At 70.9% G+C, this 23,309-nt stretch carries 20 protein-coding genes; 11 read left to right on the forward strand and 9 right to left on the reverse strand.

Features of this window, described 5'->3' with window-relative positions; all coding sequences use genetic code 11:
* Positions 1-31: 31 nt before the first annotated feature.
* The 3 genes from AC5677_RS01275 to AC5677_RS01285 form a co-directional block, all read right to left on the reverse strand.
* Positions 32-679, reverse strand: a complete 648-nt coding sequence (locus tag AC5677_RS01275) for a DUF4232 domain-containing protein (RefSeq protein ID WP_497193107.1) — start codon at positions 677-679, stop codon at positions 32-34.
* Between the two features lie 335 nt (positions 680-1,014).
* Positions 1,015-1,665 carry an NUDIX hydrolase gene (locus tag AC5677_RS01280; RefSeq protein WP_497193108.1) on the reverse strand — a complete coding sequence of 217 codons (651 nt, stop codon included), beginning with the start codon at positions 1,663-1,665 and terminating at the stop codon, positions 1,015-1,017.
* Positions 1,658-2,539 (reverse strand): TetR/AcrR family transcriptional regulator, encoded by an 882-nt coding sequence (locus AC5677_RS01285; protein WP_497193109.1) that lies wholly within the window; start codon positions 2,537-2,539, stop codon positions 1,658-1,660. The genes AC5677_RS01280 and AC5677_RS01285 overlap by 8 nt, the downstream gene beginning before the upstream one ends.
* Before the next feature lie 230 nt (positions 2,540-2,769).
* Here AC5677_RS01285 and AC5677_RS01290 point away from each other — a divergent pair, with 230 nt between their 5' ends.
* From AC5677_RS01290 to AC5677_RS01325, 8 genes are all read left to right on the forward strand, one after another.
* Positions 2,770-3,606 carry an SDR family oxidoreductase gene (locus AC5677_RS01290; RefSeq protein WP_497193110.1) on the forward strand — a complete coding sequence of 279 codons (837 nt, stop codon included), beginning with the start codon at positions 2,770-2,772 and terminating at the stop codon, positions 3,604-3,606.
* A complete protein-coding gene (locus AC5677_RS01295; protein WP_497193111.1) occupies positions 3,603-5,693 on the forward strand; it encodes an acetate--CoA ligase family protein in 2,091 nt (696 codons plus the stop codon). Before AC5677_RS01290 ends, AC5677_RS01295 begins: the two co-directional genes overlap by 4 nt.
* Positions 5,694-5,730: 37 nt before the next feature.
* Positions 5,731-6,915: an acyl-CoA dehydrogenase family protein gene (locus tag AC5677_RS01300; protein ID WP_497193112.1), complete on the forward strand. Its 1,185-nt coding sequence runs from the start codon at positions 5,731-5,733 to the stop codon at positions 6,913-6,915.
* Positions 6,912-7,655: an enoyl-CoA hydratase/isomerase family protein gene (locus AC5677_RS01305; protein WP_497193113.1), complete on the forward strand. Its 744-nt coding sequence runs from the start codon at positions 6,912-6,914 to the stop codon at positions 7,653-7,655. Before AC5677_RS01300 ends, AC5677_RS01305 begins: the two co-directional genes overlap by 4 nt.
* Entirely contained in the window at positions 7,652-9,154 is a 1,503-nt protein-coding gene (locus AC5677_RS01310) for a purine-cytosine permease family protein (RefSeq protein ID WP_497193114.1), read from the forward strand. Before AC5677_RS01305 ends, AC5677_RS01310 begins: the two co-directional genes overlap by 4 nt.
* A 14-nt stretch (positions 9,155-9,168) precedes the next feature.
* The gene (locus AC5677_RS01315) at positions 9,169-10,842 is read left to right on the forward strand and encodes a CocE/NonD family hydrolase (RefSeq protein WP_497193115.1); all 1,674 of its coding nucleotides are present in this window, start codon (positions 9,169-9,171) and stop codon (positions 10,840-10,842) included.
* A gap of 67 nt (positions 10,843-10,909) precedes the next feature.
* Complete coding sequence (locus AC5677_RS01320; RefSeq protein ID WP_497196945.1) at positions 10,910-11,776, forward strand: 3-hydroxybutyryl-CoA dehydrogenase; 867 nt, start codon at positions 10,910-10,912, stop codon at positions 11,774-11,776.
* 298 nt (positions 11,777-12,074) lie between these two features.
* A complete protein-coding gene (locus AC5677_RS01325; RefSeq protein WP_497193116.1) occupies positions 12,075-12,869 on the forward strand; it encodes an oxidoreductase in 795 nt (264 codons plus the stop codon).
* Between the two features lie 69 nt (positions 12,870-12,938).
* On the opposite strand, the gene AC5677_RS01330 is transcribed toward AC5677_RS01325, so the two are convergent.
* Both AC5677_RS01330 and AC5677_RS01335 read right to left on the reverse strand, forming a co-directional pair.
* Entirely contained in the window at positions 12,939-13,280 is a 342-nt protein-coding gene (locus AC5677_RS01330) for a DUF6191 domain-containing protein (RefSeq protein WP_497193117.1), read from the reverse strand.
* Between the two features lie 489 nt (positions 13,281-13,769).
* Positions 13,770-14,639: an alpha/beta fold hydrolase gene (locus AC5677_RS01335; RefSeq protein WP_497193118.1), complete on the reverse strand. Its 870-nt coding sequence runs from the start codon at positions 14,637-14,639 to the stop codon at positions 13,770-13,772.
* A 314-nt stretch (positions 14,640-14,953) separates the two neighbouring features.
* Between AC5677_RS01335 and AC5677_RS01340 the strand changes: the two genes are divergently transcribed.
* The gene (locus AC5677_RS01340; protein ID WP_497193119.1) at positions 14,954-15,466 is read left to right on the forward strand and encodes a CGNR zinc finger domain-containing protein; all 513 of its coding nucleotides are present in this window, start codon (positions 14,954-14,956) and stop codon (positions 15,464-15,466) included.
* Positions 15,467-15,591: 125 nt separating this feature from the next.
* On the opposite strand, the gene AC5677_RS01345 is transcribed toward AC5677_RS01340, so the two are convergent.
* Positions 15,592-17,049 (reverse strand): dihydrolipoyl dehydrogenase family protein, encoded by a 1,458-nt coding sequence (locus AC5677_RS01345; RefSeq protein WP_497193120.1) that lies wholly within the window; start codon positions 17,047-17,049, stop codon positions 15,592-15,594.
* Positions 17,050-17,366: 317 nt separating this feature from the next.
* Here AC5677_RS01345 and AC5677_RS01350 point away from each other — a divergent pair, with 317 nt between their 5' ends.
* Positions 17,367-18,458: a hypothetical protein gene (locus AC5677_RS01350; RefSeq protein ID WP_497193121.1), complete on the forward strand. Its 1,092-nt coding sequence runs from the start codon at positions 17,367-17,369 to the stop codon at positions 18,456-18,458.
* A 148-nt stretch (positions 18,459-18,606) separates the two neighbouring features.
* On the opposite strand, the gene AC5677_RS01355 is transcribed toward AC5677_RS01350, so the two are convergent.
* The 3 genes from AC5677_RS01355 to AC5677_RS01365 all read right to left on the reverse strand — a co-directional run bounded on the left by AC5677_RS01355 (position 18,607) and on the right by AC5677_RS01365 (position 21,719).
* On the reverse strand, positions 18,607-19,473 hold the full coding sequence (locus AC5677_RS01355) for an RNA polymerase sigma-70 factor (RefSeq protein ID WP_497193122.1): 867 nt from the start codon (positions 19,471-19,473) through the stop codon (positions 18,607-18,609).
* Positions 19,470-20,048, reverse strand: coding sequence for a carboxymuconolactone decarboxylase family protein (locus AC5677_RS01360; RefSeq protein ID WP_497193123.1), 579 nt, complete (start codon positions 20,046-20,048; stop codon positions 19,470-19,472). The genes AC5677_RS01355 and AC5677_RS01360 overlap by 4 nt, the downstream gene beginning before the upstream one ends.
* Before the next feature lie 174 nt (positions 20,049-20,222).
* The gene (locus AC5677_RS01365) at positions 20,223-21,719 is read right to left on the reverse strand and encodes a long-chain-fatty-acid--CoA ligase (RefSeq protein WP_497193124.1); all 1,497 of its coding nucleotides are present in this window, start codon (positions 21,717-21,719) and stop codon (positions 20,223-20,225) included.
* 327 nt (positions 21,720-22,046) lie between these two features.
* Here AC5677_RS01365 and AC5677_RS01370 point away from each other — a divergent pair, with 327 nt between their 5' ends.
* Entirely contained in the window at positions 22,047-23,309 is a 1,263-nt protein-coding gene (locus AC5677_RS01370) for a PucR family transcriptional regulator (protein ID WP_497193125.1), read from the forward strand.

Consider the following 23,309-nt stretch of genomic DNA (forward strand, 5'->3'; position numbering starts at 1 on the left):
ACCGGCGTTCACGGTCGGACAGGCAACCCGATCAGTTGGTGAAGCCGGAGAATTTCACGTCCGGCCGGCACACGCTGAAGACGCCGGCCGAGCCGTCGGCCTTGGTGACGCGCACGGTACGGCCCACGTCCTTGGGCAGCGCGATCTCCACCTTGGACGCCTGCACCGCGCAGATCTCCCTGCCCGACGCGCTGCCCTCGAAGTTCAGGTCCGTGTAGGCCACCGACGCCTGGGCGGTGGCCCCGGGCTTGATGTCGACGCCGTCGGTGCCGTTGCCGGCCGTGTCCGCCGTGACCGGCTCGGACTTGCCCTGGTCGTCCTTGGCCGTCAGGACGCTGGCACCGACGATCGTGCAGGCTGCGCCCGAGGTGTTGGTGACCTTGACCGTGGCCGTCGCCGGCTGCTGCTCGCTGGCGTGGGAGGCCGATGCGGTGAACGCCACCGTGGTGTTCTTCGTCGAGCACGCCGCCGTGACCCCGTCGCCTCCGCCGCCTCCCGTCGACCCGGCCGACGCCCCGCCCGAGGACGAACCCGTGTCCGCGGATGAGGAAGCGGTCGCCTTCGAGGACGGTCCGCCGCCGGCCGCCTTGTCGTCGCCGTCCGGACCGCAAGCGGTCAGGGTCAGGGCGGCCAGCGCACAGGCGGCAACGGTGAGGGACATACGGGCGGGAACGCGCATGGGATTTCCTTCTGCGGTTGTCCAGGGGGATGCAGTCATGACGCATGACGACATGAACATGATCATGGTTCCCCTGCAGCATAGAACGCGCAGGGATCGCGTTCAGGGCGGGGGTCACCCCGCCTGATGTTTGGCCAATTGGCCGGATCGGCCAAGGAGATGATGGTCCGTCGGCGCACAGCCAGACGGCCGTCAGCTCGGACAGCTCGTCCCCGCCGTCTCCCGGACAGGGAGGAGCCCGTCCCGGCAGTGCGCCGCCACCCGCAAGCCACTCCCACCGGGCGTCGGGATATGTGCGCCGGTTGCCAGGAACGTCAGCGTTCGGCCTCCGGTCGTCAGGTACGGGTGAACTCCGGCTGCGTCAGATCGGCGACCCTGGTGGCCCGGCCCAGCAGGGCCACCTCACGGAACTGCCACAGCAGTGCACCGGTCGGTGCGTGGACCACCATGCCGCGCCGCAGCGGCATCTGCAGCAGCGGCCGGCCTTGCGGATCGGTACGCCAGCGCGGGACGTCCGGGTCCGTCAGCCGGCGCAGCGGGATCGGGTGCAGCGAGTGCACCTCGTCGCGGTTGCCCTTCGGCCGCAGCGGCGGCCGGGGCACCACGACCACGGGAGTGATGACGAATCCGGAATCGGTGACGAAGTCGTCCAGCAACCCGGCGACGTCGGCCGGGCCGGCGGATATGCCCGTCTCCTCCGCGAGTTCGCGCAGCGCCGCCTGCTGAGGCGTCTCGGCACCGTCGAGGCGACCGCCGGGCAGGGCCCACTGGCCCGCGTTGCGGCCGCGGGCGGCCCGTTTGATCAGCAGCACATGGGGCTCGCCCCGGTGCGTGTGGAGGGTCAGGCAGACACCCGCACGGCGGGCGTCCGGCGGGGCCGTCACCGTACGTCGCTCGAAGGCGGCGAGGTTGGCGCGGACCCGCTTCTCGAACCCTTCCGGCCCGTGCGTCGAGGTGGTCCCGGTCGGCCGGTACGGATCAGACATCGGCACGTTCCGCCTTTTCTGTAAGTGTCTTGGGCACGAGGAGTTCGCGCTCGATGAAGTCCAGGAGGACGACGCGCATCCGCTTCGTCGTCACGCCGGGTGCGCCGGTCAGCACCTGGATGGCCAGGCCGTCGGTGAGCGCGGTGAGGCCTAGGGCGAGCTGTTCGGCGTCGGTGTCGGCCCGGAACTGCCCCTGGTGCTGCCCCCGGCGCACGATGCGTACCACGGCCTCGCGCCAGCGGGCGTAGAAGTCGTTGTGGAGGGCGCGCAGTTCGGGGCGGAGCGCGGTCTCGGCCCAGAACTGCAGCCAGACCAGCCACTCGTCCCGGATGCGGCCGTCGGCCGGGAGCTGCAGGTCGATCAGCCGCAGCAGCCGCTCGTAGGCGCTGTCCACGCTTTTCAGCTCGGCGCTCTGCCGCTCGAAGGCGCTCTCGACGCAGTGCAGCAGTGCGGCGTTCAGCACGTCCTGCTTGGTCGGGAAGTAGTAGTGCACGGCGCCGCTGCTGGCGCCGCAGGCGCGGGCGATGTCGGTGATCCGTACGGCGTGGTAGCCGTGCTCCGAGATCAGCCGCCAGGCGGCTTCGAGGAACTCGGTGCGGCGCTCGTCGCCCGCCCGGTCCGGGTCGCCGGGCGTCCCCCCGAGCGGGTCGGCCCGTTGTTCCGCAGGCCCGGGGCCGACTCCGTGCACCAGCCATTCGACGCTCACCCCTCCGGCCGCTGCGACGGCGGCCAGCTCGCCGGAGGTGAAGCGTCGGCGCCCTCTGAGGGACTTGGAGAGCTTGGTCGGTTCGAGGCCGATCCGGGCCGCGAAGTCGCGGTGTGTCTCCGCGGCCCCGTCGATGATCCGGCGCACGCGCTGCGCTGTCTCGTCCATGGCCCGGAACCGTAGCGCCAGTGTTGCGGTAATCGCAATGCCGCCGGTCGGAACGGGGCACTCCAAATCCGGCCGCGATCCTCAAAATTCCAGCTCCCACTACCTATTGACACTCCCCTGCGGGCGGGCTCAGAGTGATGCCGCATTCCCGACCAACGCATCAGTCAGTTCATTGCGATCTGCTGATCGCGAGAGGTCGCAACCCGCTTTCGGAAGAGAAAGAGAGCGCTGTGGGACCAACACCGCTGCGCCCGGACGTCCACGACGGCAAGGTCGTGCTCGTCACGGGCGGAGGCACCGGCATCGGCCGGGCCGTGGCCATCGACTTCGCCTCCTGCGGAGCCCGGGTCGTGGTGTGCGGCCGCCGGCCGGAACCGCTGGAGAAGGTGGCCGCCGAGATCGCGGCCGCCGGCGGGACCTGCCTGGCCGTGCCCGCGAACATCCGGGCCGAGGGCGAGGCCGGGCGCGTCGTCGACGCGGCCCTGGAGGCCTTCGGCCGCGTGGACGTGCTCGTCAACAACGCGGGCGGCCAGTTCACCGCGCCCGCCGAGGAGATCACCCCCAAGGGCTGGCGGGCCGTGCACGATCTGGCGGTGGACGCCGGCTGGGCGATGACCCGCGAGGTCGCCGTCCGCTCCATGATCCCCAACCGTTCCGGGGCCGTCTTCTTCATGGCGTTCTCCCCGCGCCGCGGCATCCCCGGCATGGTGCACGCCACCGCCGCCCGCGCCGCGCTGGAGAACCTCGCCGCCGGACTGTCGCTGGAGTGGAGCCGCTACGGCATCCGCACCGTCTGCGTCGCGCCCGGCACCATCGCCACCGACGGCATGGAGGCGGCGTACGACGCGGCGGACCGGCGCCGCTGGGAACAGGCCGTGCCGCTCGGCCGGTTCGGCCGCCCGGAGGAGGTGTCCGGCCTGCTGTGCTTCCTCGCCTCACCGGGCGGCTCGTACATCACCGGCACCACGATCACCGTCGACGGCGGCGCCGACGCCTGGGGCACCGGACATCCGGTGCCGGCCGCCGACGTTCTCGTCACCCCCGACCCCGCGGAGGAGAACCCGTGACGACGACCTTGCCCCGCCACGACCCCGCGGCCCCCGCCGTACGCGACCTGTCCGGGCTCTTCGCCCCCGCGTCCGTCGCCGTCATCGGTGCCAGCAACGACCAGACCAAGTACGGCAATTGGCTCAGCGTGCAGGCGTTGCGCGGCGAGCACCGCCGTCCCGTCCATCTGGTCAACCGCCGCGGCGAACCGGTCCTCGGCCGCGCCGTCCACCGGCGGGCCGTCGATGCCCCCGATGGCGTCGACCTGGCCGTCATCGCCGTGCCCGCCGCCGGATTCGACGAGGCCGTCGAGGACGCCCTCGCCGCCGGGGCCCGCGCCATCGTCGGCATCACCGCCGGCTTCGCGGAGCTGGGCGAGGAGGGCAGGGCGCGCGAGGCGGCCCTGGCCGACCGCATCCGCCGGGCCGGCGCCGTCCTGCTCGGCCCCAACTGTCTCGGTGTGCTCGACACCACCTCCGACCTGTGCCTGGCCTCCAACGACATGCCCGTGGGCCGGGTCGGCCTGGTCTCCCAGAGCGGCAACATGGCCCTGGAGCTCGGCCGCTTCCTCGAACGGGACGGGCTCGGCTTCGCCCGCTTCGCCTCGCTCGGCAACCAGGCCGATCTGACGGCCGCCGACCTCATCCGCAGCTACACCGAGCACGACGGCACCGAGCTGATCGCCCTGTACTGCGAGGACTTCGGCGACGGCCGCGCCTTCGCCCGCGCCGCCGCCGACGCCGTACGGGCCGGGAAGCCGGTCGCGCTGCTCACCGTCGGCGCGGGCCAGGCCTCGATGCGCGGCGCCCGCTCCCACACCGGCGCGCTCACCAGCGACTCCGCCGTGATCGACGCGGCCTGCCGGGCCGCCGGGGTCGATCGCGTCGCCACCGTCGCCGAACTCGCCCATCTGCTGGGCGCGCTGCACCGCAATCGGCGCGGCGGCGGACGCCGGGTCGCCGTCATCGCGGACGGGGGCGGCCACGCCTCGCTCGCCAGCGATGTCGCCGAGGCGCAGGGCCTCCAGGTCCCGGAGTTCGGCGCCGGCCTCGTCGCCGGGCTGAAGGCCGAGCTGCCCCCGTCCGCGGGCACCGCCAACCCGGTCGACCTCGCCGGGGCGGGAGAGCGGGACATCACCTCCTTCGGGCGCGTCCTCGACCTCGCCCTCGGCGCCGACGCGGTGGACTCCGTGCTGGTCACCGGCTATTTCGGCGGCTACGGAGGATACGGCGAGGCCCTCGCGGACGCCGAGGTCGCCACCGCCCGCGTGATGGCCGAGCGGATCCGCCACCACGGCAAGCCCGTCGCCGTCCACACCATGTACGCGGACGCGCCGGCCGCCGTCGAACTCCGCCGCCGCGGGGTCTGCGTCTTTGGCTCCGTCGAGCACGCCGCGCAGGTCCTCGGCCGCATCGCGGACCGTGCCGAGCGGCCCACCCCGCACGTCCCGGCGGTGCCCGCCCCGGCCGTCCCCGTCACCGGCGACGACTACTGGAGCGCCCGCGAACTCCTGCGGCAGGGCGGCCTGGAGTTCCCCGCCGCTCACCTGGTCCGTACGGAGGACGAGGCCGCGGCGGCCGCCGCCGGCATCGACGGGCCCGTCGTCCTCAAGGCCATGGGGCTGCTGCACAAGTCCGATGCCGGCGGCGTCGCCCTCGGTCTCGCCGACGAGGCATCCGTCCGGGCCGCGCACGCCGATATGGCCCGCCGCCTCGACCCGCCGGGCTACTGCGTCGAGGCCATGGCCGACTCCCGGGACGGCGTCGAACTCATCGTCGGCGTACGGCGCGATCCCCGCTTCGGCCCGGTGGCGCTCGTCGGCCTGGGCGGCACCCTCACCGAGGTGCTGCGCGATATCCGCCTCGGCCTGGCCCCCGTCACGGCCGCGGATGCACAGGCCCTGCTGGAACGCCTGGCCGCCGCGCCGCTGCTGCACGGCGTACGCGGGCGCCCGGCCGTCGACATCGCGGCCGCGGCGCGCGCCATCGAGGCCATCACCACCGTCGCCGCCGCACATCCCGAGATCGCCGAGCTGGAGGTCAATCCCCTGCTCGTCACCCCGAGCGGCGCCACGGGGCTGGACGCCCGCATCGTCCTCGGCAACTGACCGGACCCTCGTACGTACTCGACAAGGAGACAGCCTGATGGAATTCGCCTACACCCCGCGCCTGGCCGAGCTCAAGGAGCGGGCCGCCGCACTCGCCACCAAGATCATGGTCCACGAGGACGCCTGCGAGACCGACAACGGCCTCTCCCCCGAAGCGCACCGGTCCATCCGCGAAGCGGTGCTGGCCAGCGGTCTGCAGGCGGTCAACATGCCCACCGAGTGGGGCGGCGCCGGACTGAGCGTGCTGGAGCAGGTCGTCGTCCAGGAGGAGCTCGGCAAGCTCACCAACGCCCTCTGGGACACGGTGTGGCGGCCCGCCAACGCCCTCTCCGCCTGCACCTCCGAGCAGCGCGAGCGCTACCTCGTACCGGACATCCTCGGACGGCGCCGCGATGCCGTCGCCATCACCGAGGCCGACGCCGGGTCCGACCCGCAGGGCATCACCACCACGGCCACCCCGACCGCCGACGGTTACCGCATCGACGGCGAGAAGTGGTTCGTCACCGTGGGCGACGCCGCCGACTTCTTCCTCGTGCTCGCCCTGGTGGGCGAGGAGAAGGCGCCCACCCTCTTCCTCGTCGACAAGGACCTGCCGGGCGTCCGCCTCAAGCGCGTCCCCCGCTATATGCACACCTTCGTCTACGAGCACCCCGAGTACATCTTCGACGGCGTCGAGGTCGGCGGCGACACGGTCCTGGGCGAGATCGGCGGCGGCTACGACCTCACCCGCAGCTGGTTCACGGAGGAGCGCCTGATGATCGGTGCCCGCACCGTCGGCGCCGCCGAGCGGGCCCTCGCCCTCGCCACCGAGTGGGCCCGCGAACGGGTCCAGGGCGGGCAGCCGCTGATCGAACGCCAGCTGATCCAGGCCATGCTCGCCGACTCGGCGGTCGACATCGCCGTCAACCGCGCCTTCGTCCACCAGGTTGCCTGGGAGTTCGACCAGGGCGGCGACCGCAAGACCCTGCACGCCAAGGCGGCCATGGCCAAGCTGTCCGCCTCCGAAGCGGCGGGCCGCGTCATCGACCGCGCCGTGCAGATCTTCGGCGGCCGCGGCTATATGCGCGACTACCCGGTCGAGCGGCTCTACCGCGAGCTGCGCGTCGACCGCATCTGGGAAGGCACGTCCGAGATCCAGCGCCTGGTCATCGCCAACGAGATCGGCAAGCGCGGCCTCGGCCTCCTCGACTTCCCCCGGGCCGCAGCGGGCGCCGGCGCATGACCGCAGCTGGCACCGTCGAGATCCGGCGCAGCGAAGGCACCGCCGTGCTGACGCTGCGCCGGGCGGCCAAACTCAACGCCCTCTCCACCGCTCTCGAACGCGCACTGCTCCGGGCACTCGACGACAAGGCGGTCACCACCGCGCGCGCCGTCGTCCTCACCGGTGGCGACACGGTGTTCTCCGCCGGCGCCGACACCGGCGAGCTGCGCGAGATGACCCCCGAGGCGATCGCCGCCTACTACCGGGACTCCGGCGCCGTCTACGAGAAGGTGGCCGCGCTCCCGCAGCCCACCGTCGCCGCGATCGCCGGATACTGCCTCGGCGGCGGACTGGAGCTCGCTCTCGCCGCCGACTTCCGCATCGCGGACCCGACCGCCACCTTCGGTCTGCCGGAGGTGGGGATCGGCATCCTCCCCAGCTCCGGCGGCACCTACCGGACGACCCGCCTCGTCGGCCCGGCCCGCGCCCGCGAACTCGTCCTCCGCGGCCGCCGCCTGACGGCCGCCGAGGCCCTCTCCTGGGGGCTGCTCACCGAGGTCGCCGACGAGGGCGCACACCTGGACCACGCCCTGCGGCTCGCCGGTGAACTGGCCGCCCTGCCCCCGCTCGCGGTCGCCGTCACCAAACGGGTCATCGATGTGGCCGCGGACTCCCCGCGCGAGGCCTCCCTGCTCCTGGAGCAGCTGGCGTACGCCTCCCTCAACCAGGCAACCCACCCACCGAACGAGGTCCCGAGATGACCTTCACCTCGCGCTCGAACGCGTCCGCCACTCCCCCGGCCACCCCGGAATCCGCCGCCGGCCGCCCCGTCATCGAAACCCGTTCCATCGACTACGTGCCGCTGGCCGAACGCCACGGCAAGGTCTGGCACCTGTTCCCGGTGTGGTTCGCCGGTGACGCCCACCTGGCCACCGTGGCCACCGGCGCCATCGGCGTCGCGCTCGGCGGCAATCTGATCTGGACGGCCGTCGCGGTCGTCCTCGGCTGTGCCTTCGGCACCTTCTTCATGGCCTTCCACTCCACCCAGGGTCCGCAGCTGGGGCTGCCGCAAATGGTGCAGTCCCGCCCGCAGTTCGGGTATGTCGGGGCCCTGCTGGTGTGGATCACCGCGCTGGTGACGTACATCGGGTACACGGCGTTCAACCAGATCCTGGTCGGCCGCACCCTGGAGCATCTGGCCGGGGTGCCCGACCCGGTGAGCTATCTCGGCTACGCGGTGGTGGGCATCGTGCTGGCGGTGGTCGGCTACGACTTCATCCACCGGGCGTCGCGCTGGCTGACGTACGTCATGCTCGCGGCGCTGATCGTGTTCAGCGTCGGCATCCTGGCCGTGGACCCGTTCAGCCCCGCACAGGTCGACCTCGGCGCGTTCGCCCTCGCGCCCTTCCTGGTCCAGTTCTTCACGGCCGCGGTCTACCAGCTGTCCTGGTCGATCTACGTCTCCGACTACTCCCGCTACCTGCCACCGACGGTGGGCGTGCGGTCCTCGTTCTGGTGGACGTACCTCGGCGCGACCGTCGGCGGCGCCTGGATGATGCTCGTGGGTACGGTGGCGGCCGGCCTGTTCCCCAAGGCGGCCCTCGTCGAATCGGTCATCTCGGCGGGCGACGAGATCTTCCACGGGTTCGGCACGACCCTGCTGCTGGTGTCGGTGCTGCCGCTGATCACCATCGGCACGCTCAACTTCTACGGCGGCAGCCTCACCCTGCTGTCGAGCATGGACTCGATCCGGCCGATCCGGCCCACCGTGGCCAAGCGGGTGGTCACGCTCGTCGTCATCGGCCTGCTGTCCACGGCCATCGCCTTCGGCTCGGACGAGACCTTCCTCCACCAGTTCGAGCACTTCCTCGTCGTGCTCGGCTATCTCTTCACCCCGTGGACCGCGATCAACCTGGTCGACTTCTACGTGGTGCGCCGCGGCCGCTACTCCATCCGCGAGATCTTCAACCCGCGGGGAACATACGGGCGTTGGAGCTGGCGAGGCCTGGTGTCGTACGTCGTCGGGTTCGCCGCGATGATGCCGTTCGCGGTGGTGGGCGACAGCATGGGGCCCGTGGCCCGATGGATGGGCGGCCTCGACATCACCATGCTGGTGGGCCTGGCGGTCTCCGCGGGGCTGTACCTGGCGGTCTGCCGGTCGCTGGATCTGCCGGCCGAACGAGCCGTGATCGCCACCGCCGACGCGGGGCTCGACGGGGACGCCCCGGCCGGCCTGTCGCCCTCGGGCCACGCCGGGTGAGCACCGCCTCCCCCATGCCGTTCGGCACGCCGCTTCCGGAAGCGGAACCCTTCCGGGTGCGCCTCCGGGACGGCGTCCGGCTGCACACCGAGGTCTACCTGCCGTCCGCGCGCCGCTCCCGTACGAGCCGTCCGGCGGTGCTGATCCGCACCCCGTACGACCAGACGCACCCGGACACGCTGCTGCCGGACATCGCGGCCCGGCTCACCGAGGCGGGGCTGGCCGTGGTGACGCAGGACGTCCGCGGCAAGATCCGTTCCGAGGGCGAGCCGGTCCCGTTCGCCGCCGAGGTCCGCGACGCCTGGGACACACTGGAGTGGATCACGGCCCAGCCCTGGTCGGACGGCACGGTGGGCTGCTGGGGCAACTCCTACTACGGCTTCACCGCCTGGGCCGCGGTCTCCTGCGGTCATCCGGCCGTCCGTGCGCTCGTGTCCCGCCTGACGACAACCGACATCGGCGGCGAACTCGTCCACCGCAACGGGATGTTCCGGCTCGGCCCCATGGCGGAGTGGCTGACCTCCACCTGGACCGACCGCGCCAATCTCGTGTCCGTCCCCGACTGGTCGCGCCGGCCGTTCGCGGAACTCCTCGACGGACTGCCCGCCGGGCCCGCGGTACTGCCGACGGCCGAGTGGGCCACCACACCGCCCGGCGACCCACGCTGGCGGCAGCTGGCTTTCGGCGGCCGGGATCCGGGGCACGGGCGGGTGCCCACCCTGCACTGCACGGGCTGGTACGACCTGTTCCAGGGCGGCCAGCTGAGCGACTGGCGGCGGGCCCGGCGCGCGTCGGGCGCACCTCAGTACCTGGTGGCCGCCGCCGTCGACCATCAGGACGACATGTTCACCTCGGGCGGGCGCAGCCCCGATCACCTCACCGAAGCGGTCGCCCGGGAAACGATGCTGGACCGTTCGCTGCGCCCGGTGATCGACTTCCTGCACCGGCACCTCGGCAGGGGCGGAACGGGCGCACCGCCACCGCCCGTCCGCTGGCAGAGCACGGCCGGCGGCTGGCACACGGCCGGCAGCTGGCCACCGGCCGGAACGGTCACCGTCCGGCTCCACCTCGCCGACGCCCCGGCCGCGGCGACCGGCCCCGAGGGGGGAGCGCTCTCCGCACGGCCCGACACGGCATCCCTTTCCGTGAGGTGGGAGCACGACCCCGGGAACCTCGTCCCGGCCACCGACCTCAACTGGTGGCGTCCCCTGCTGGCGCCGGCGGACGAGCGGACGGTCGAGCGGCGGCCGGACGTCCTGACCTTCACCGGCCCCGCCTCCGCCGCCCCATGGCAACTGACCGGCCCGGTCCGCCTCGTGCTGCCGGTCGCCTCCACGGCGCCCGCCGCCCATCTCGTCGTCAAGCTCTGCGACGTGGCTCCCGACGGCATCAGCCGACGGATCCTGGAGGCGCCGTACCGGATGTCCGGCACGTCCGTCGCCGATGGATGGCACCGGGCCGACATCGCACTCGGCGACACCGGCCACCGCCTCGAACCGGGCCACCGGCTCCGGCTCCAGGTCGCGTCCAGCTGCTTCCCCCACTACCTCCCGCACAGCGGAGGCATCGAGCATCCGTGGCGGGCCCGCCACGCCACCGGCAGCGCCCAGCGGCTGCTGACCGGCGGACACGAAGGTGCCTATCTGGAGCTCACCGCGCTCCCCGCCCGTACTCACCCGCACCACTGAAGGAACAGAAGGCATGGACCCCATGGACCAGATGGAACGCACGGACCGTATGGACCGCACGGACCGCATGGACACCATTCGCCGGATCGGCGTCGTGGGCGCCGGGCTGATGGGCTCCGGCATCGCCGAGGTATGCGCCCGGGCCGGGCTCGACGTCCTCGTCGCCGAAACCGGCCCGGAAGCACTGGCCTCCGGGCGACAGCGCGTCCTGCGTTCGCTGGCCCGCGGCGTGAGCAGCGGCAAGCTGTCGGAAGCGGACCGTGCGAGGGCGCTGGCCCGGGTGCGATTCACCACCGACCTCGGCGAGTTCGCCGACCGGGACCTGGTCGTCGAAGCCGTCACCGAGACCGAGCGGGTCAAGCTCGAGGTCTTCGCCACCCTCGACAAGGTCGTCGAACGCGAGGACGCCATCCTCGCCTCCAATACCTCCGCCATCCCGATCACCAAGCTCGGAACGGCCACGAGCAGGCCCGAGCAGGTCATCGGCATCCACTTCTTCAACCCCGTACCGGTGCTCCGTCTGGTGGAACTCGTGCCCTCCCTGCTCACCTGCGACGAGACCCGACGGCGTGCGGAGCGCTTCGTCACCGCCACGCTGGACAAGCAGGTCATCCACTCCACCGACCGCGCCGGCTTCGTGGTGAACGCACTGCTCATCCCGTATCTGCTGTCGGCAATCCGGATGCTGGAGTCCGGCTGTGCCTCCGCCACGGACATCGATCACGCCATGGTGCTCGGCTGCGCCCACCCCATGGGCCCGCTGGCCCTCGCCGATCTCATCGGGCTCGACACCACACACGCCATCGCCCGGTCCATGTACGCCGAGTTCAAGGAGCCGCTGTACGCGCCGCCCCCGCTGCTGCTCCGTATGGTCGAGGCCGGCCAACTCGGGAAGAAGACCGGCCGCGGCTTTCACGACTACCCAGGCGCATAGGCCGACGCCGGTCGTTCGGCGGCAAGGACACCTCGGCGGCGGGCATGGGCCTGTCACCCGGGCAGGTGGGCATGCAGGGCCTGGCCTGCACGCTGTGGTGGGGCGAGTGCGCAGGGGCCCACCCCGCCTCGCCCCTCGGTGCACCATCGGGCCGGACGGTGCGGGGTGCGCCGCGGGCGTGTGTCGGTGGGAACGGCGGCGGATGCGCACGCGATACTCGATCCGCAGACATATGCCCGATATGCGCCTGATGTGCGCTGCACATCGCATGAGCATCACGTCGAGGAGTGCGCCGCCCATGGATCTGGAACTCACGGACAAGGTCGCCGTGGTCACCGGTGGCAGCAAGGGGATCGGCCTGGCCGTCGCCGAGGCACTCGCGGGTGAGGGGGCTCGCGTCGTCGTCGGCAGCCGTACGGAGTCCCCGCAGCTCACCGCCCTGCGCGAGCGGCACGACCTGACCTTCGTCAGCATCGACCTGGCCGAACCGCACGGCGCGGACCGCCTGGTGCAGGCCACTGCGGAACGGCACGGCCGGATCGACGTACTCGTCAACAACCTGGGCGTGACCTCACCGCGCAACAGCTTCCTGGACGTCCACGACTCCGAATGGCAGCGGGTCTTCAACCTGACCTTCTTCAGCGCGGTCCGCACCACGCGCGCCGCCTTGCCCCACCTCCTCGCCGACGGCGGCGGAGCGATCGTCAACATCAGCTCCATCAACGCACGCCTGCCCTTCCCCATGGTGGTCGACTACTCGGCGGCCAAAGCCGCGTTGAGCAACCTCACCAAGGCGCTGTCGGAAGAGTTCGCACCGCGTGGCGTGCGGGTCAACGCCGTTGCCCCGGGGCCGGTCCGCACGCCGTTCTGGACCGCTCCCGGCGGCTTCGCCGAAGCCGTCGCCGCCGAGGCCGGCACCAGCGCCCAGGAGGCGATGGACGAGATCGTGCCGCGGCAGATGGGCATCTCCACAGGACGGATCAGCGAACCTCAGGAGGTCGCCGACCTCGTCGCCTTCCTGGCGTCCGCACGCGCCCGAAACATCACCGGCGCCGAATGGGTCATCGACGGCGGCCAGATCAAGACCGTCTGAACAGGTCCGGCAAGGCGGGCGCGCAAGGAAGACCTGGCCCCGGCCGACCCGTTCCCTCCGGTTCGCGTCTCACCGTCGGCCCTCAAGGGCATCGCGCCCGCCTACGCCCGAGCCGTCCGCTGCCTGTGGCAGCACTATGAACGCGGTGCCCTTGGCCAGGTCGATGCTGGAGCGAGGCGGCGCACCGTCGCTCTCGTCGTCCCGCCGCAGCAGCTCCACCCGCCGCTGCTCCAGCTCCACCGCCTTGTTTCCGTTCACGACCGCCGTGAATTCGTCGAAGGCCGTGGTCGACAACGACCGCTCCGTGCGCCTGCGCAGCCACGGGATCAGGCCCAGCCCCGTGAACCATCGCCACGCGCTCTCCACCAGGGCGAACAAGACCAGTAGACACGCGAACGCCGGGAACGACATGAGCCAAATCATCGGAGGCAGTCCCTCATCGCCCGCAATGGATCGGTCCGCGAGTGGACCGCTCGCGCAGACACTCCGGCACCCATCCCGGCAGCGTCGTATGTCGCCCGATGGCGGCGGCTTCCCCTCTCCCGGGTAGTGCGCTCTGTCCGCTCCGCCCGGAGCCGCACAGGCCGCTCGGTCCCCTCGACCGGCGTCGTGGGGCTCGTCTCGCTGATTGCCATGGGATCACCGTTCTGGATCCGCAGCTCGCAGGGATCGGCCCGGCGCAGGATCCGCCTCCCCCATGCGGCGGAGGCGCCGCCACGGAGATCCACCGCAGGTTGGAGTGCCGTGGGAGCGGGCCGGCCCCCTCGGCCGTCACGCCCGCCGGCGGATGGCCCGCCGGCTCCTGGCGTCCCCGGACCGCCGAGGATCGCCACGCGAGAACGAGTGCATGCACGCACTCCAACCTGGAGGCTCGAATCCGAGCGGCGGTCGCCCTGAGCGTCAGGAGAGAACGCGGGCGAGGAAGCCGCGGATGTGCTCGGTGATGGTCTCGAAGTGGCTTTCCAGGGCGAAGTGCCCGGACTCGATCAGATGGATCTCGGCATCGGGCAGGTCCTGGCTGAACGCCGTGGCGCCGTCCGGGCCGAAGATCTCATCGTTGGCGCCCCAGACCGCCAACAGCGGGACCTGGGAGTCGCGGAAGTACTGATGGACCTGCGGATAGAGGTCCACGTTGGTGGGGTAGTCGCGGAAGAGCTTGAGCTGGATCTCGTCGTTGCCGGGTCTGTCCAGCAGCGCCTGGTCGTGGACCCAGTTGTCGGGGCTGACCAGGCTCGGGTCTGCGACACCGTTCAGGTACTGCCAGCGGGTGACCTCAAGGGTCAGGGCGCCGCGCATGGGCGCTTCGGTATCCGGCCCCGGGGCCTTGGCGTAAGCGAAGACGCCGTCCCAGAAGGGCTTGACGAAGCCCTCTTCGTAGGCGTTGCCGTTCTGGGTGATGATCGCGGTGACGCGGTCCGGCGCCTGGAGTGCGAGCCGCCAGCCGATAGGGGCGCCGTAGTCCTGCACGTACATCGCGAACCGGTCGATGCCCAGCTGGTCCAGCAGGCCGGAGGTGACCTCGGTGAGGGCGGCGAAGGTGTACGGGAAGTCCTGCAGGGCCGGCATCGCGGACTGACCGAACCCGATGTGGTCGGGGGCGATCACGTGATAGCGGTCAGCGAGCGCCGGGATCAGGTGGCGGAACATGTGCGAGCTGGTCGGGAAGCCGTGGAGGAGGACCACGGCGGGCGCCTTCGGGTCGCCGGCCTCCCGGTAGAAGACCTCTAGACCCTTGACGGTGGCGGTGCGGTGGTGGACTACGGAGGTCATATCCCTAACCCCTTTATCGAGTTTTACTGGTTATGTATCCAGTCGAGCACACTTACCCTAACCAGTCAAGGAGCTCATGTTGGTTAGACTGGGATGGGGGTCGGGCGCGTCACTTCACCCGGACGGCAGGACGCCGGCCCACCTCAAGGCTTTGCGCGCGAGAGGCCACCACCCGGCGCAGCCGCCTCCGACGTGCAGCTCCTCGGCCCGGAAGGGGCCGCGTCGGTCAAATCCACTTCCGGCCAGCGAGCAACGACCGGGCTCATGATTCATGTAACCTGTCAAGCGGATCAATCGGGTTAGGGGGTGCGGCGGTGGCCGATCGAGAGCAGCAGGACGCACTGCTGGAGCTCCTCAACACCACGCCGGTCGTCAACGGGGTGGTCCAGGACCAGCTGGCCGACCCGGAGGCGGCCAGGCCCTGGCAGCAGGAACACGGCGGAAACGGCAGCGCAGAGGAGCACCGGCACCTCCTCCAGGCGCGCGATGCCCTGCAGGGCGTGGTGCGTGGCAGCCGGCCGGCCACATCGCTGGCCCCACTCCTCGAGGGCGTCACGTCCCGCCCGCGCCTCTCCCCCGCGGGGGTGTCCTGGGAGCTCGACGTCTCGCAGGAACGCCGGCTGGCGGTGGAGGCCGTACTGGCCTGGAGCGCGTTGCAGGAGACGATGCCCGGCCGACTGCGGTCGTGTGCCAACCCGGACTGTCGGCGCTTCCTCATCGACCGCAGTAAGACCAACGGGGCCCGCTGGTGTTCCATGGCCGTCTGCGGCAACAGGATGAAGGCCAGGCGCCACTACCAGCGCACCCGCTCCGGCGCAGCCGAGTAACACCTCCGGCAGGATGCGGAACGGTTCAGCGCCCTCCCCGGCGTCAGGCCCGCGGCCGTCATCCGGCCGCACCCACCACCCGGTCCACCGGGCACCGGCCCCCTCGGTGGGACCCTCGCGTCCGCTCAGGTGCGGTCGCGCCGGTAGGCGGCCAGCAGAAAGAGCCAGATCTCGCTGACGGTCGGAAAGCAGGCGATCGCGTGCCTGAGCCGTTTGAGGGGGACCTCGCCCGCGACCGCGACGGTCGCCGAGTGCAGCAGCTCGCTGACCCCCGAGCCGACGAAGGTCACCCCGAGCAGGACCTCCCGGTCGAGGTCGACCACCATCCGCGCGTGGCCCTGGTAGTTGTCGGCGTAGAGGTTGGCGCCCTGGGCGGCGTTGAAGTCGACATCGACCGTCGTGATGCGGTGGCCTGCTTGGGCCGCCTGTTCGGCGGTCAGCCCCACGGCGGCCGCCTCGGGGTCGGTGAAGAAGACCTGGGGAACGGCGTGCTGGTCGGCGGTGGTGGCATGGTCTCCCCACGGGCCGTCGTCCACGGGGAGGCCTGCGACGCGGGCCGCGATGGCGTCGCCGGCGGTCCGCGCCTGGTACTTGCCCTGGTGGGTCAGCAGGGCCCGGTGGTTGACGTCGCCGACGGCGTACAGCCATGCGCCGTCGGTCCCGCGGACCAGGCACGTGGTGTCTACATCAAGCCACGTGCCCGGGGAGAGGCCGACCGTGTCCAGGCCGATGTCGTCGGTGCTGGGCATCCGGCCGGTGGCGAACATGACCTCGTCCGCCTCCAGTTCGCTGCCGTCGTCGAGGGTGAGGGTGACCGGCCCGGTGGGATCCGGGCGGCGCACGGCGGTGATCTCGGTGCCCACCCGTACGTCCACGCCCGCCTCGGTGAGGCCGCGTGCGACCAGCTCGCCCGCGAAGGGTTCCATGCGCGGAATCAGGCGGCGGCGGGCAAGCAGAGTGACCTGGGAGCCCAGGCCCTGCCAGAGAGTGGCCATCTCAATGCCGACTCCGCCGCCTCCGACGATGGCGAGCCGGCCCGGGACCGCGCTGGAGTCGGTGCCGTGCCGGTTCGTCCACGGCCGGGCCTCCTCGATGCCGGGGATGTCGGGCAGCAACGGCCGGCTGCCGGTGGCAATGGCCACCGCGTGCCGGGCGGTGAGGGTGAGGCGTGTGCCGTCGTCCCTGGTGACCGTGATGCGGCGGGGACCGTCGATGCGGCCGTGGCCGCGGTACAGGTCGGCGCCGATGGACTTCACCCACTCGGCCTGTCCGGCGTCATCCCAGTCGGTGACGTAGTGGTCGCGTCGGGCGAAGACCCGGTCGGTGTCGAGCCGACCGGTGACGGCCTGGCGGGCACCGTCCACCCGGCGGGTATCGGCGACCGCGATGACCGGCCGCAGCAGGGCCTTGCTGGGGACGCAGGCCCAGTAGGAGCATTCGCCGCCGACCAGTTCCCGCTCCACGACGGCCACGGTGAGGCCGGCGGCGCGAGCCCGGTCGGCAACGTTCTGGCCGACCGGACCGGCGCCCAGCACCACCACGTCGTAGGCATCGCTGTCCCGGTTCTCGCGTGCTTCGCTCATTGCTCCCTCGCGACTGGTTGCGGCTGGTTGCGGCTATCGGGGCCGTACCCCGGCTCATGTAACCGCGCGGTACGCGCCGGGCCTCACATCCTGGCCGCAGGAGCCACCAAGTGCGGCCATCCGTAGCCCTTATGGCCGCATGCACGTCGTGACGGGCCGTCGGCCCGGACCCGCGGTGGCCCTCGACCGATGCGCGCTCCGCCGTCCGGTCCAATGACCGAACACGACGTCCGAGGCCCCTGACCAGGTCGCCGTCCTCACGGAGCAGGGCCGTACTCTTCCCCCGTAGCGGTGGATACCGACGAAGGAACCGAACTGTGGTGCGCGGATTGCTGGGTGTGGCCGGTGCGGTCATCGTGCTCGGGCTCTTCTCCTCGGTACTGCGTACGCTGGTGATCCCCCGGCCGACGCGTGCCGGGTTCGCCCGGGTCGTGCATTCCCTGGTCCACTGGCCGTTCCAGATGCTGGCCGACCGCCTGCCGAGCGCCGAGGCCAAGGACCGGGTGCTCGCTCCCGCAGCGCCCCTGTCGATCGTCGTGACGCTGATCGGCTGGCTGGTGTCCTATCTGGTCGGCTACGCGCTGCTGGAGGCGGCAGTGGGCGGGCTCGGCGCCAAGGCAGCACTGACCGAGTCCGGTTCCTCGCTGCTGACCCTCGGCTACGCCAGCGGCAACCGGGCGACGCTGAACGCCATCGACTTCTGCGCAGCGGCCACCGGCCCGATCGTGATCGCGCTGCAGATCGGCTATCTGCCCACTCTCTACGCCGCCTATCAGCGCCGCGAAACCGAGGTCACCCTGTTGCAGGCCCGCGCGGGAAGCCCGTCCTGGGGGCCGGAGGTCCTCGCCCGCTACGCGCAGGTGGAACTGCTCGACAGCCTCATCGAGTTCTTCCGCAACTGGGAGCGGTGGAGCGCCGAGGTGAGCGAGAGCCACACCACCTACCCCGTCCTGATCCACTTCCGGTCCCCCAGGCCGACCCGCAACTGGCTGGTCTCCCTGCTGTCCGTGATGGACGCCGCGGCGCTGCGGCTGGCCTTCAACCCCTCCCAGCCGCAGACCCAGGTACGGATGGCACTGCGGGCGGGTTTCGTCTGCCTGCGCGACCTCGCCGATGTCCGCCGCATCCCGTACGAGGGCGATCCCCACCCGGACGACCCGCTGCAGCTCGGTTACGAAGAATTTCTGCAAGGTGTGGCGCGCATGGCGGAACAGGGATACCCAATGGAGCGCACGCCGGAGGAGGCATGGCCGCATTTCCGCGGCTGGCGGGTCAACTACGAGGCGCTGGCCTATCGGTTGGCACGCGACATCGACGCCGCCCCGGCTCCCTGGTCGGGGCCACGCCGTACGGCCGTCACGGTCGCCACCCCGCACACCCCGATCGATCGGCGCCCGATCGCCGGCTGAAGAAGGGCTCCCCCCCCCAGGGCCGCACTGCCTCATCTGCGTCGCGTCGGTGGCTGCATCGTCAACGTCGGCTCCGTATCCGATGGCCGGGTGTTCCGGGCGGTTGTCACCACCCGGAACACCCACCGACCGCCGTGTCGCAACTGGCCTACCTGGCGAGTTCGATCGGTGTGTCCAGCTGCGTCAGTTTCTGCGGATTTCTCACCACGTAGATCCGGGTGACCCGCCCGTCCTCGACCACGAGGCTCACCGCGGACGGTTCGCCGTCGATCTCGATCCGGCCCGCCGGCGCGCCGTTGAGCCACACGGCCGTCGTCTCGAACGCGGCCACCACGCGGTTCGCTCGCGCGAGCAACGGCGCCACCAGTTCGGCGCCGTGAATCGGAACCAGAGCGGCGGTCACCAGCCCTCCGCCATCGGCGACCATGACCACGTCCGGCGCCAGGACCTCCATCAACTCTTGCAACTGCCCCGTGCGCAACGCCGTCAGGAACCGCTCCACCACGGCCTGCTGCTCCGACCGGCTCACCCGCATCCGAGGCCGCCGGGCCGCCACATGCTCCCGTGCCCGCCGCGCGATCTGCCGTACCGTGGCAGCGGACTTGCCCGTCGCCTCGGCGATTTCGCCGTACGGCAGGTCGAAGACCTCGCGGAGCACGAACACGGCCCGCTCGGTCGGACCGAGCGTCTCCAGCACGGTCAGCATCGCGATGGAGACACTCTCGGCGAGTTCGACGTCCTCGGCGACGTCAGGGCTGGTCAGCAGCGGTTCCGGCAGCCATTCGCCGACGTAGTCCTCGCGGCTGCGCGACAGTGTTCGCCGGCGGTTGAGCGCCTGCCGGGTGACGACCCGGACGAGGTACGCGCGCGGGTCCTGCACCTGCGCGTGGTCGACGTCGGCCCATCGCAGCCAGGACTCCTGCAACACGTCCTCCGCGTCCGCGGCCGACCCGAGCATCTCGTAGGCGACGGTGAACAACAGGCTGCGATGGACGACGTACGGGTCCTCGGTCATGCCGTCGGTGCCACGTCGGAGTTCTCCGGGCGCTTCGCCAGCGGAATCTCGCAGGCGTCGGAGTAGCCCTGCGACGCGACCCCGTTCGCGTTGTTGTTCCTGGTCGCCATGTTGACGAAGGCGATGTACGCGGTGAGCTCGACCATCGCCGCCGGGCCGAGCCGCTCCAGCAGACCCGCGTACAGCTCATCGGTGACGGTCGGCGGCGTGTTCGTCATGGCCTCGGCGTACTCGAGGACGTCCCGCTCCAGCGGCGTGAACACCTCCGACTCCCGCCAGCGCGGCACCTGGCTCGCCTTGGTCAGGTCCAGGTTCTGGTTCTGCGCCTGGAAGTAGCCGACGTCGAGGCACCAGCTGCAGCCGACCTGTGCCGCGACGGCCATGTGCGCGAACGATTTCAGGCCCGCGTCGGCCGCATCCCACTCGCTCAGCTTGGCCGAGAACTCCAGGTTGGAGGTGGCGACGTCGGGGCTGTGCCACACCACTTCGACGGGCTCGGGCACGGCACCGAGCTGCTTGATCATCTTCTCGCTCATCTCGGTGGGAAGCTCCGCCTTGGGAATACGCAGTGTCATGGTCTTCCTTATCCGTTGGACCGTTCGGCATGAAGACACCGCCGCCTCCTCGAATGTGACAACGGAGGTGGGGCGGGGAGCTGGTTGCCGGTACGCGGGCCGTCCACGGAACGCCGGCGGCGGGCGGCAGTGGGCAGCGTCGCGGGCTGCCCCGGGGACCGTCTGCCCGGCGCCTCAGCGCCGGTCCGGCTCGGGCGGCGGGACGATCTCCCGCTTGAGGATCTTGCCGGTGGGTCCCTTGGGCAGCGCGTCCGTGATCCACACTTTCCGCGGATACTTGTAGGCGGCGACCTGACGCTTGACGTACTCACGCAGTTCCTCGGCGCTCGCGTCGGCGCCGGGCTTGAGCACGACCGCCGCACCGACCTCCTCGCCGAGGTCGGGGTCGGGCAGGCCGATGACCGCGGCGTCGGCGACCGCCGGATGCTCGTAGAGCACGCCTTCGACCTCGCGGGGGTACACGTTGTACCCGCCCCGAATGATCACGTCCTTCGTCCGTCCGACGATCCAGAAGTATCCGTCCTGGTCGACCCGCCCGAGGTCGCCGGTGTGGAACCAGCCGTCCCGGATCGCGGCGGCGGTCTCCTCGGGGCGTTGCCAGTACCGCTTCATCACGTTGTGACCGCGGATCGCGATCTCGCCGATGTCCCCGTGCGCCACCTCCCTGCCGTCGTCGACCACCCGCATCTCGACGCCCCGGATCGGGGTGCCGACCGAACCGGGCCTGGGTCCGGGCCGCAGGGTGTTGAACGAGGCGACGGGCGAGGTCTCCGACAGTCCGTACCCTTCGAGCACGACGCAGTCGAACGCGTCCTGGAAGTCGTGCAGCACCTGGACGGGCATCGCCGCGCCGCCGGCGAGGGACAGGCGCAGCCGGGAGACGTCGTAGGCGTCTCGGTCGGGCTGCCGCAAGAGCCTGCTGAACACCGTGGGCACCCCGGCGAAGACGGTCGCGCCGTGCTCGCCGAGGATGCCCAGTGCCTTCGCCGCATCGAAGCGCGGCAGCAGCGTGAGGCACGCGCCGGAGGTGATGGCGGCATTGAGGGTGCAGGTCTGTCCGAACGCGTGGAACAGGGGCAGGCCACCGAAGATCACATCGTCGGTGGTGAGGCGGAGAAGGTCGGTGGCCACGATGTCGCAGTTGCGGATGAGGTTGGCGTGGGTCAGTTCGGCGCCCTTCGGCCGACCGGTCGTTCCCGAGGTGTAGAGAATCACCGCGGTGTCGCCCTCGTGCCGGTCGGTCAGGTCCTCGACGGGTGGGGCGGACGCCAGCAGCTCGTCGAACGGGCCGGGACCGACGACCACCTCGGCCCCGGCCTGCTGTGCACCGGACCGCGCCTCGTCGGCGAAGGCGTGCCAGGCGAACAGGAGCCGGGCTCCTGAGTCGCCGAGGTAGTAGACGACCTCTCGGGACTTGAGCAGGGGATTCATCGGGACGACGATGCCGCCGGCGCGGAGTACGCCGTAGTAAGCGAGGGCGAACTCGGGCACGTTGGGCAGCATGATCGCCACTCGGTCCCCGGGCTTCACACCACGGTTGCGGAGCAGTCCCGCCATGCGGGCGCTGCCCTGATCGAGCATGCGGTAGGACACGGCGGCGTCCCCGAGGCGGAGGGCGGCGCGATCCGGACGCGTCCGGGCGCTGCTCACCACGTGGCATGCGAGGTTCATGTCGGCTCCTCTCCTCGCCTTCCCGGCGGGGCCGTCGCGGACCACCTCCCGGCCGAGTGACCGACGAGCCGCTGCGCGACGCCGCCCGACCGGAGAAGGGGGTGGCGGCGGGTGGAGGCGGGTCGAGCCCCTCGGGTCGCACGTTTCGTCAGTGAACAGAGGTTAGCCGCGGACCGCCCGAAAACCACTGGGCGCGCAATACGACCTTCCGGTCCGATTTGGTGCCGGTGGACCATTCCGCCGGCGGTATTCGCGTGGGTGCCGGAATCCGGCCCGTCGCGCCGCCGAGAAACGGATGGATCACGAACCGCGCTGTAGGATCGTGATATGGCTGCGGAGCATCCCGAGGCCGCCAAGCAACTGTCCGTAGTCGCGGAGAGCGTAGCGTCACGCATCTCAGAAGTCAGCCGCGACATCGGTGACAATGTTCTTGCCGAGGTCCCCGAGCTTCGAGGGGACGCGACCGTCGTGAGAATTCTGCAGGCGAGCGTCGCGGAAAACATCGCTACGCTGCTGCACGTTTTCGAGAACGACATGCCTCTGGACAAGGTCGAGGGGCCTGCCGCCGCTCTTGAATACGCACGGAGACTCGCCCAAAGAGGCACCCCCCTCAGCGCGATGGTCAGGGCCTACCGGATCGGTCACTGGCGTTTTCTGCAGTGGTGTTTGGACGAGCTCAACCGACAGGTCGCCGACGGGGATCTCTCCACCGCGACCAACCGGCGCATGCTGCAGGTGAGCTTCGGTTATATCGACCGGGTGACCGAGCAGGTCATCGTGGTCTACCAGCAAGAGCGGGATCACTGGCTGCTCGGCCGAACCGCCGCGCGCGCGGCCCGGGTGCGAGACATCCTCACCGAGCAGGACATCGACCTCAACGCGGCTGAACCGGCCCTTGGTTACCGGATCCGGCAGCATCACCTCGGGCTGGTGGCCTGGTCGCCGACGCTGACGGATAGCGGGGACGCACTTGCCCGACTCCACCGGATCACCAACGACATTGCCCAGGAGCTGGACTGCCCTGCCGGGCCGCTGTTCGTCCCCCGAGACGCAACTTTGTCCTGGGTCTGGCTGCCGCTCGGTCCGCACGGCGAGGTCTCCTGGAAGCAGCTGTCGCATGCGGTCGAACACAGCGACCTTTCCGTGCACGTGTGCGCTGGATCCGTGGAGTACGGCCTCGACGGATTCCGCGCCACGCACCGACAGGCACTGCGCACACAGGAACTCGCGGCCCTGGCCAATCCGGCCCCGCAGTTCACCCACTTCTCCCAAGTCGGCCCCATCGCCTTGATGGCCACGAACGTCGACGACATGCGCGCCTGGGTGTGGCGCGTTCTGGGGCCGTTGGCCGTCGATGACGAGAACAGCGCACGACTTCGGGAGACCGTGCAGATATTCCTGGGCACCGGCTGCAGTTACACCGCCACCGCCGGCGCTCAAATTCTCCACAAGAACACCGTGCAGTACCGCATCCGGAAAGCCGAGGAAATCATGGGATACCCGGTCCAGCGCGAACACACCGATCTGGAAGTCGCGCTGCTCGCCGTTCGATACCTCGGCTCGACGCTCCTGCGCAGCACCGTCGAATGA

The organism is Streptomyces sp. JLSY215 (assembly GCF_059682825.1).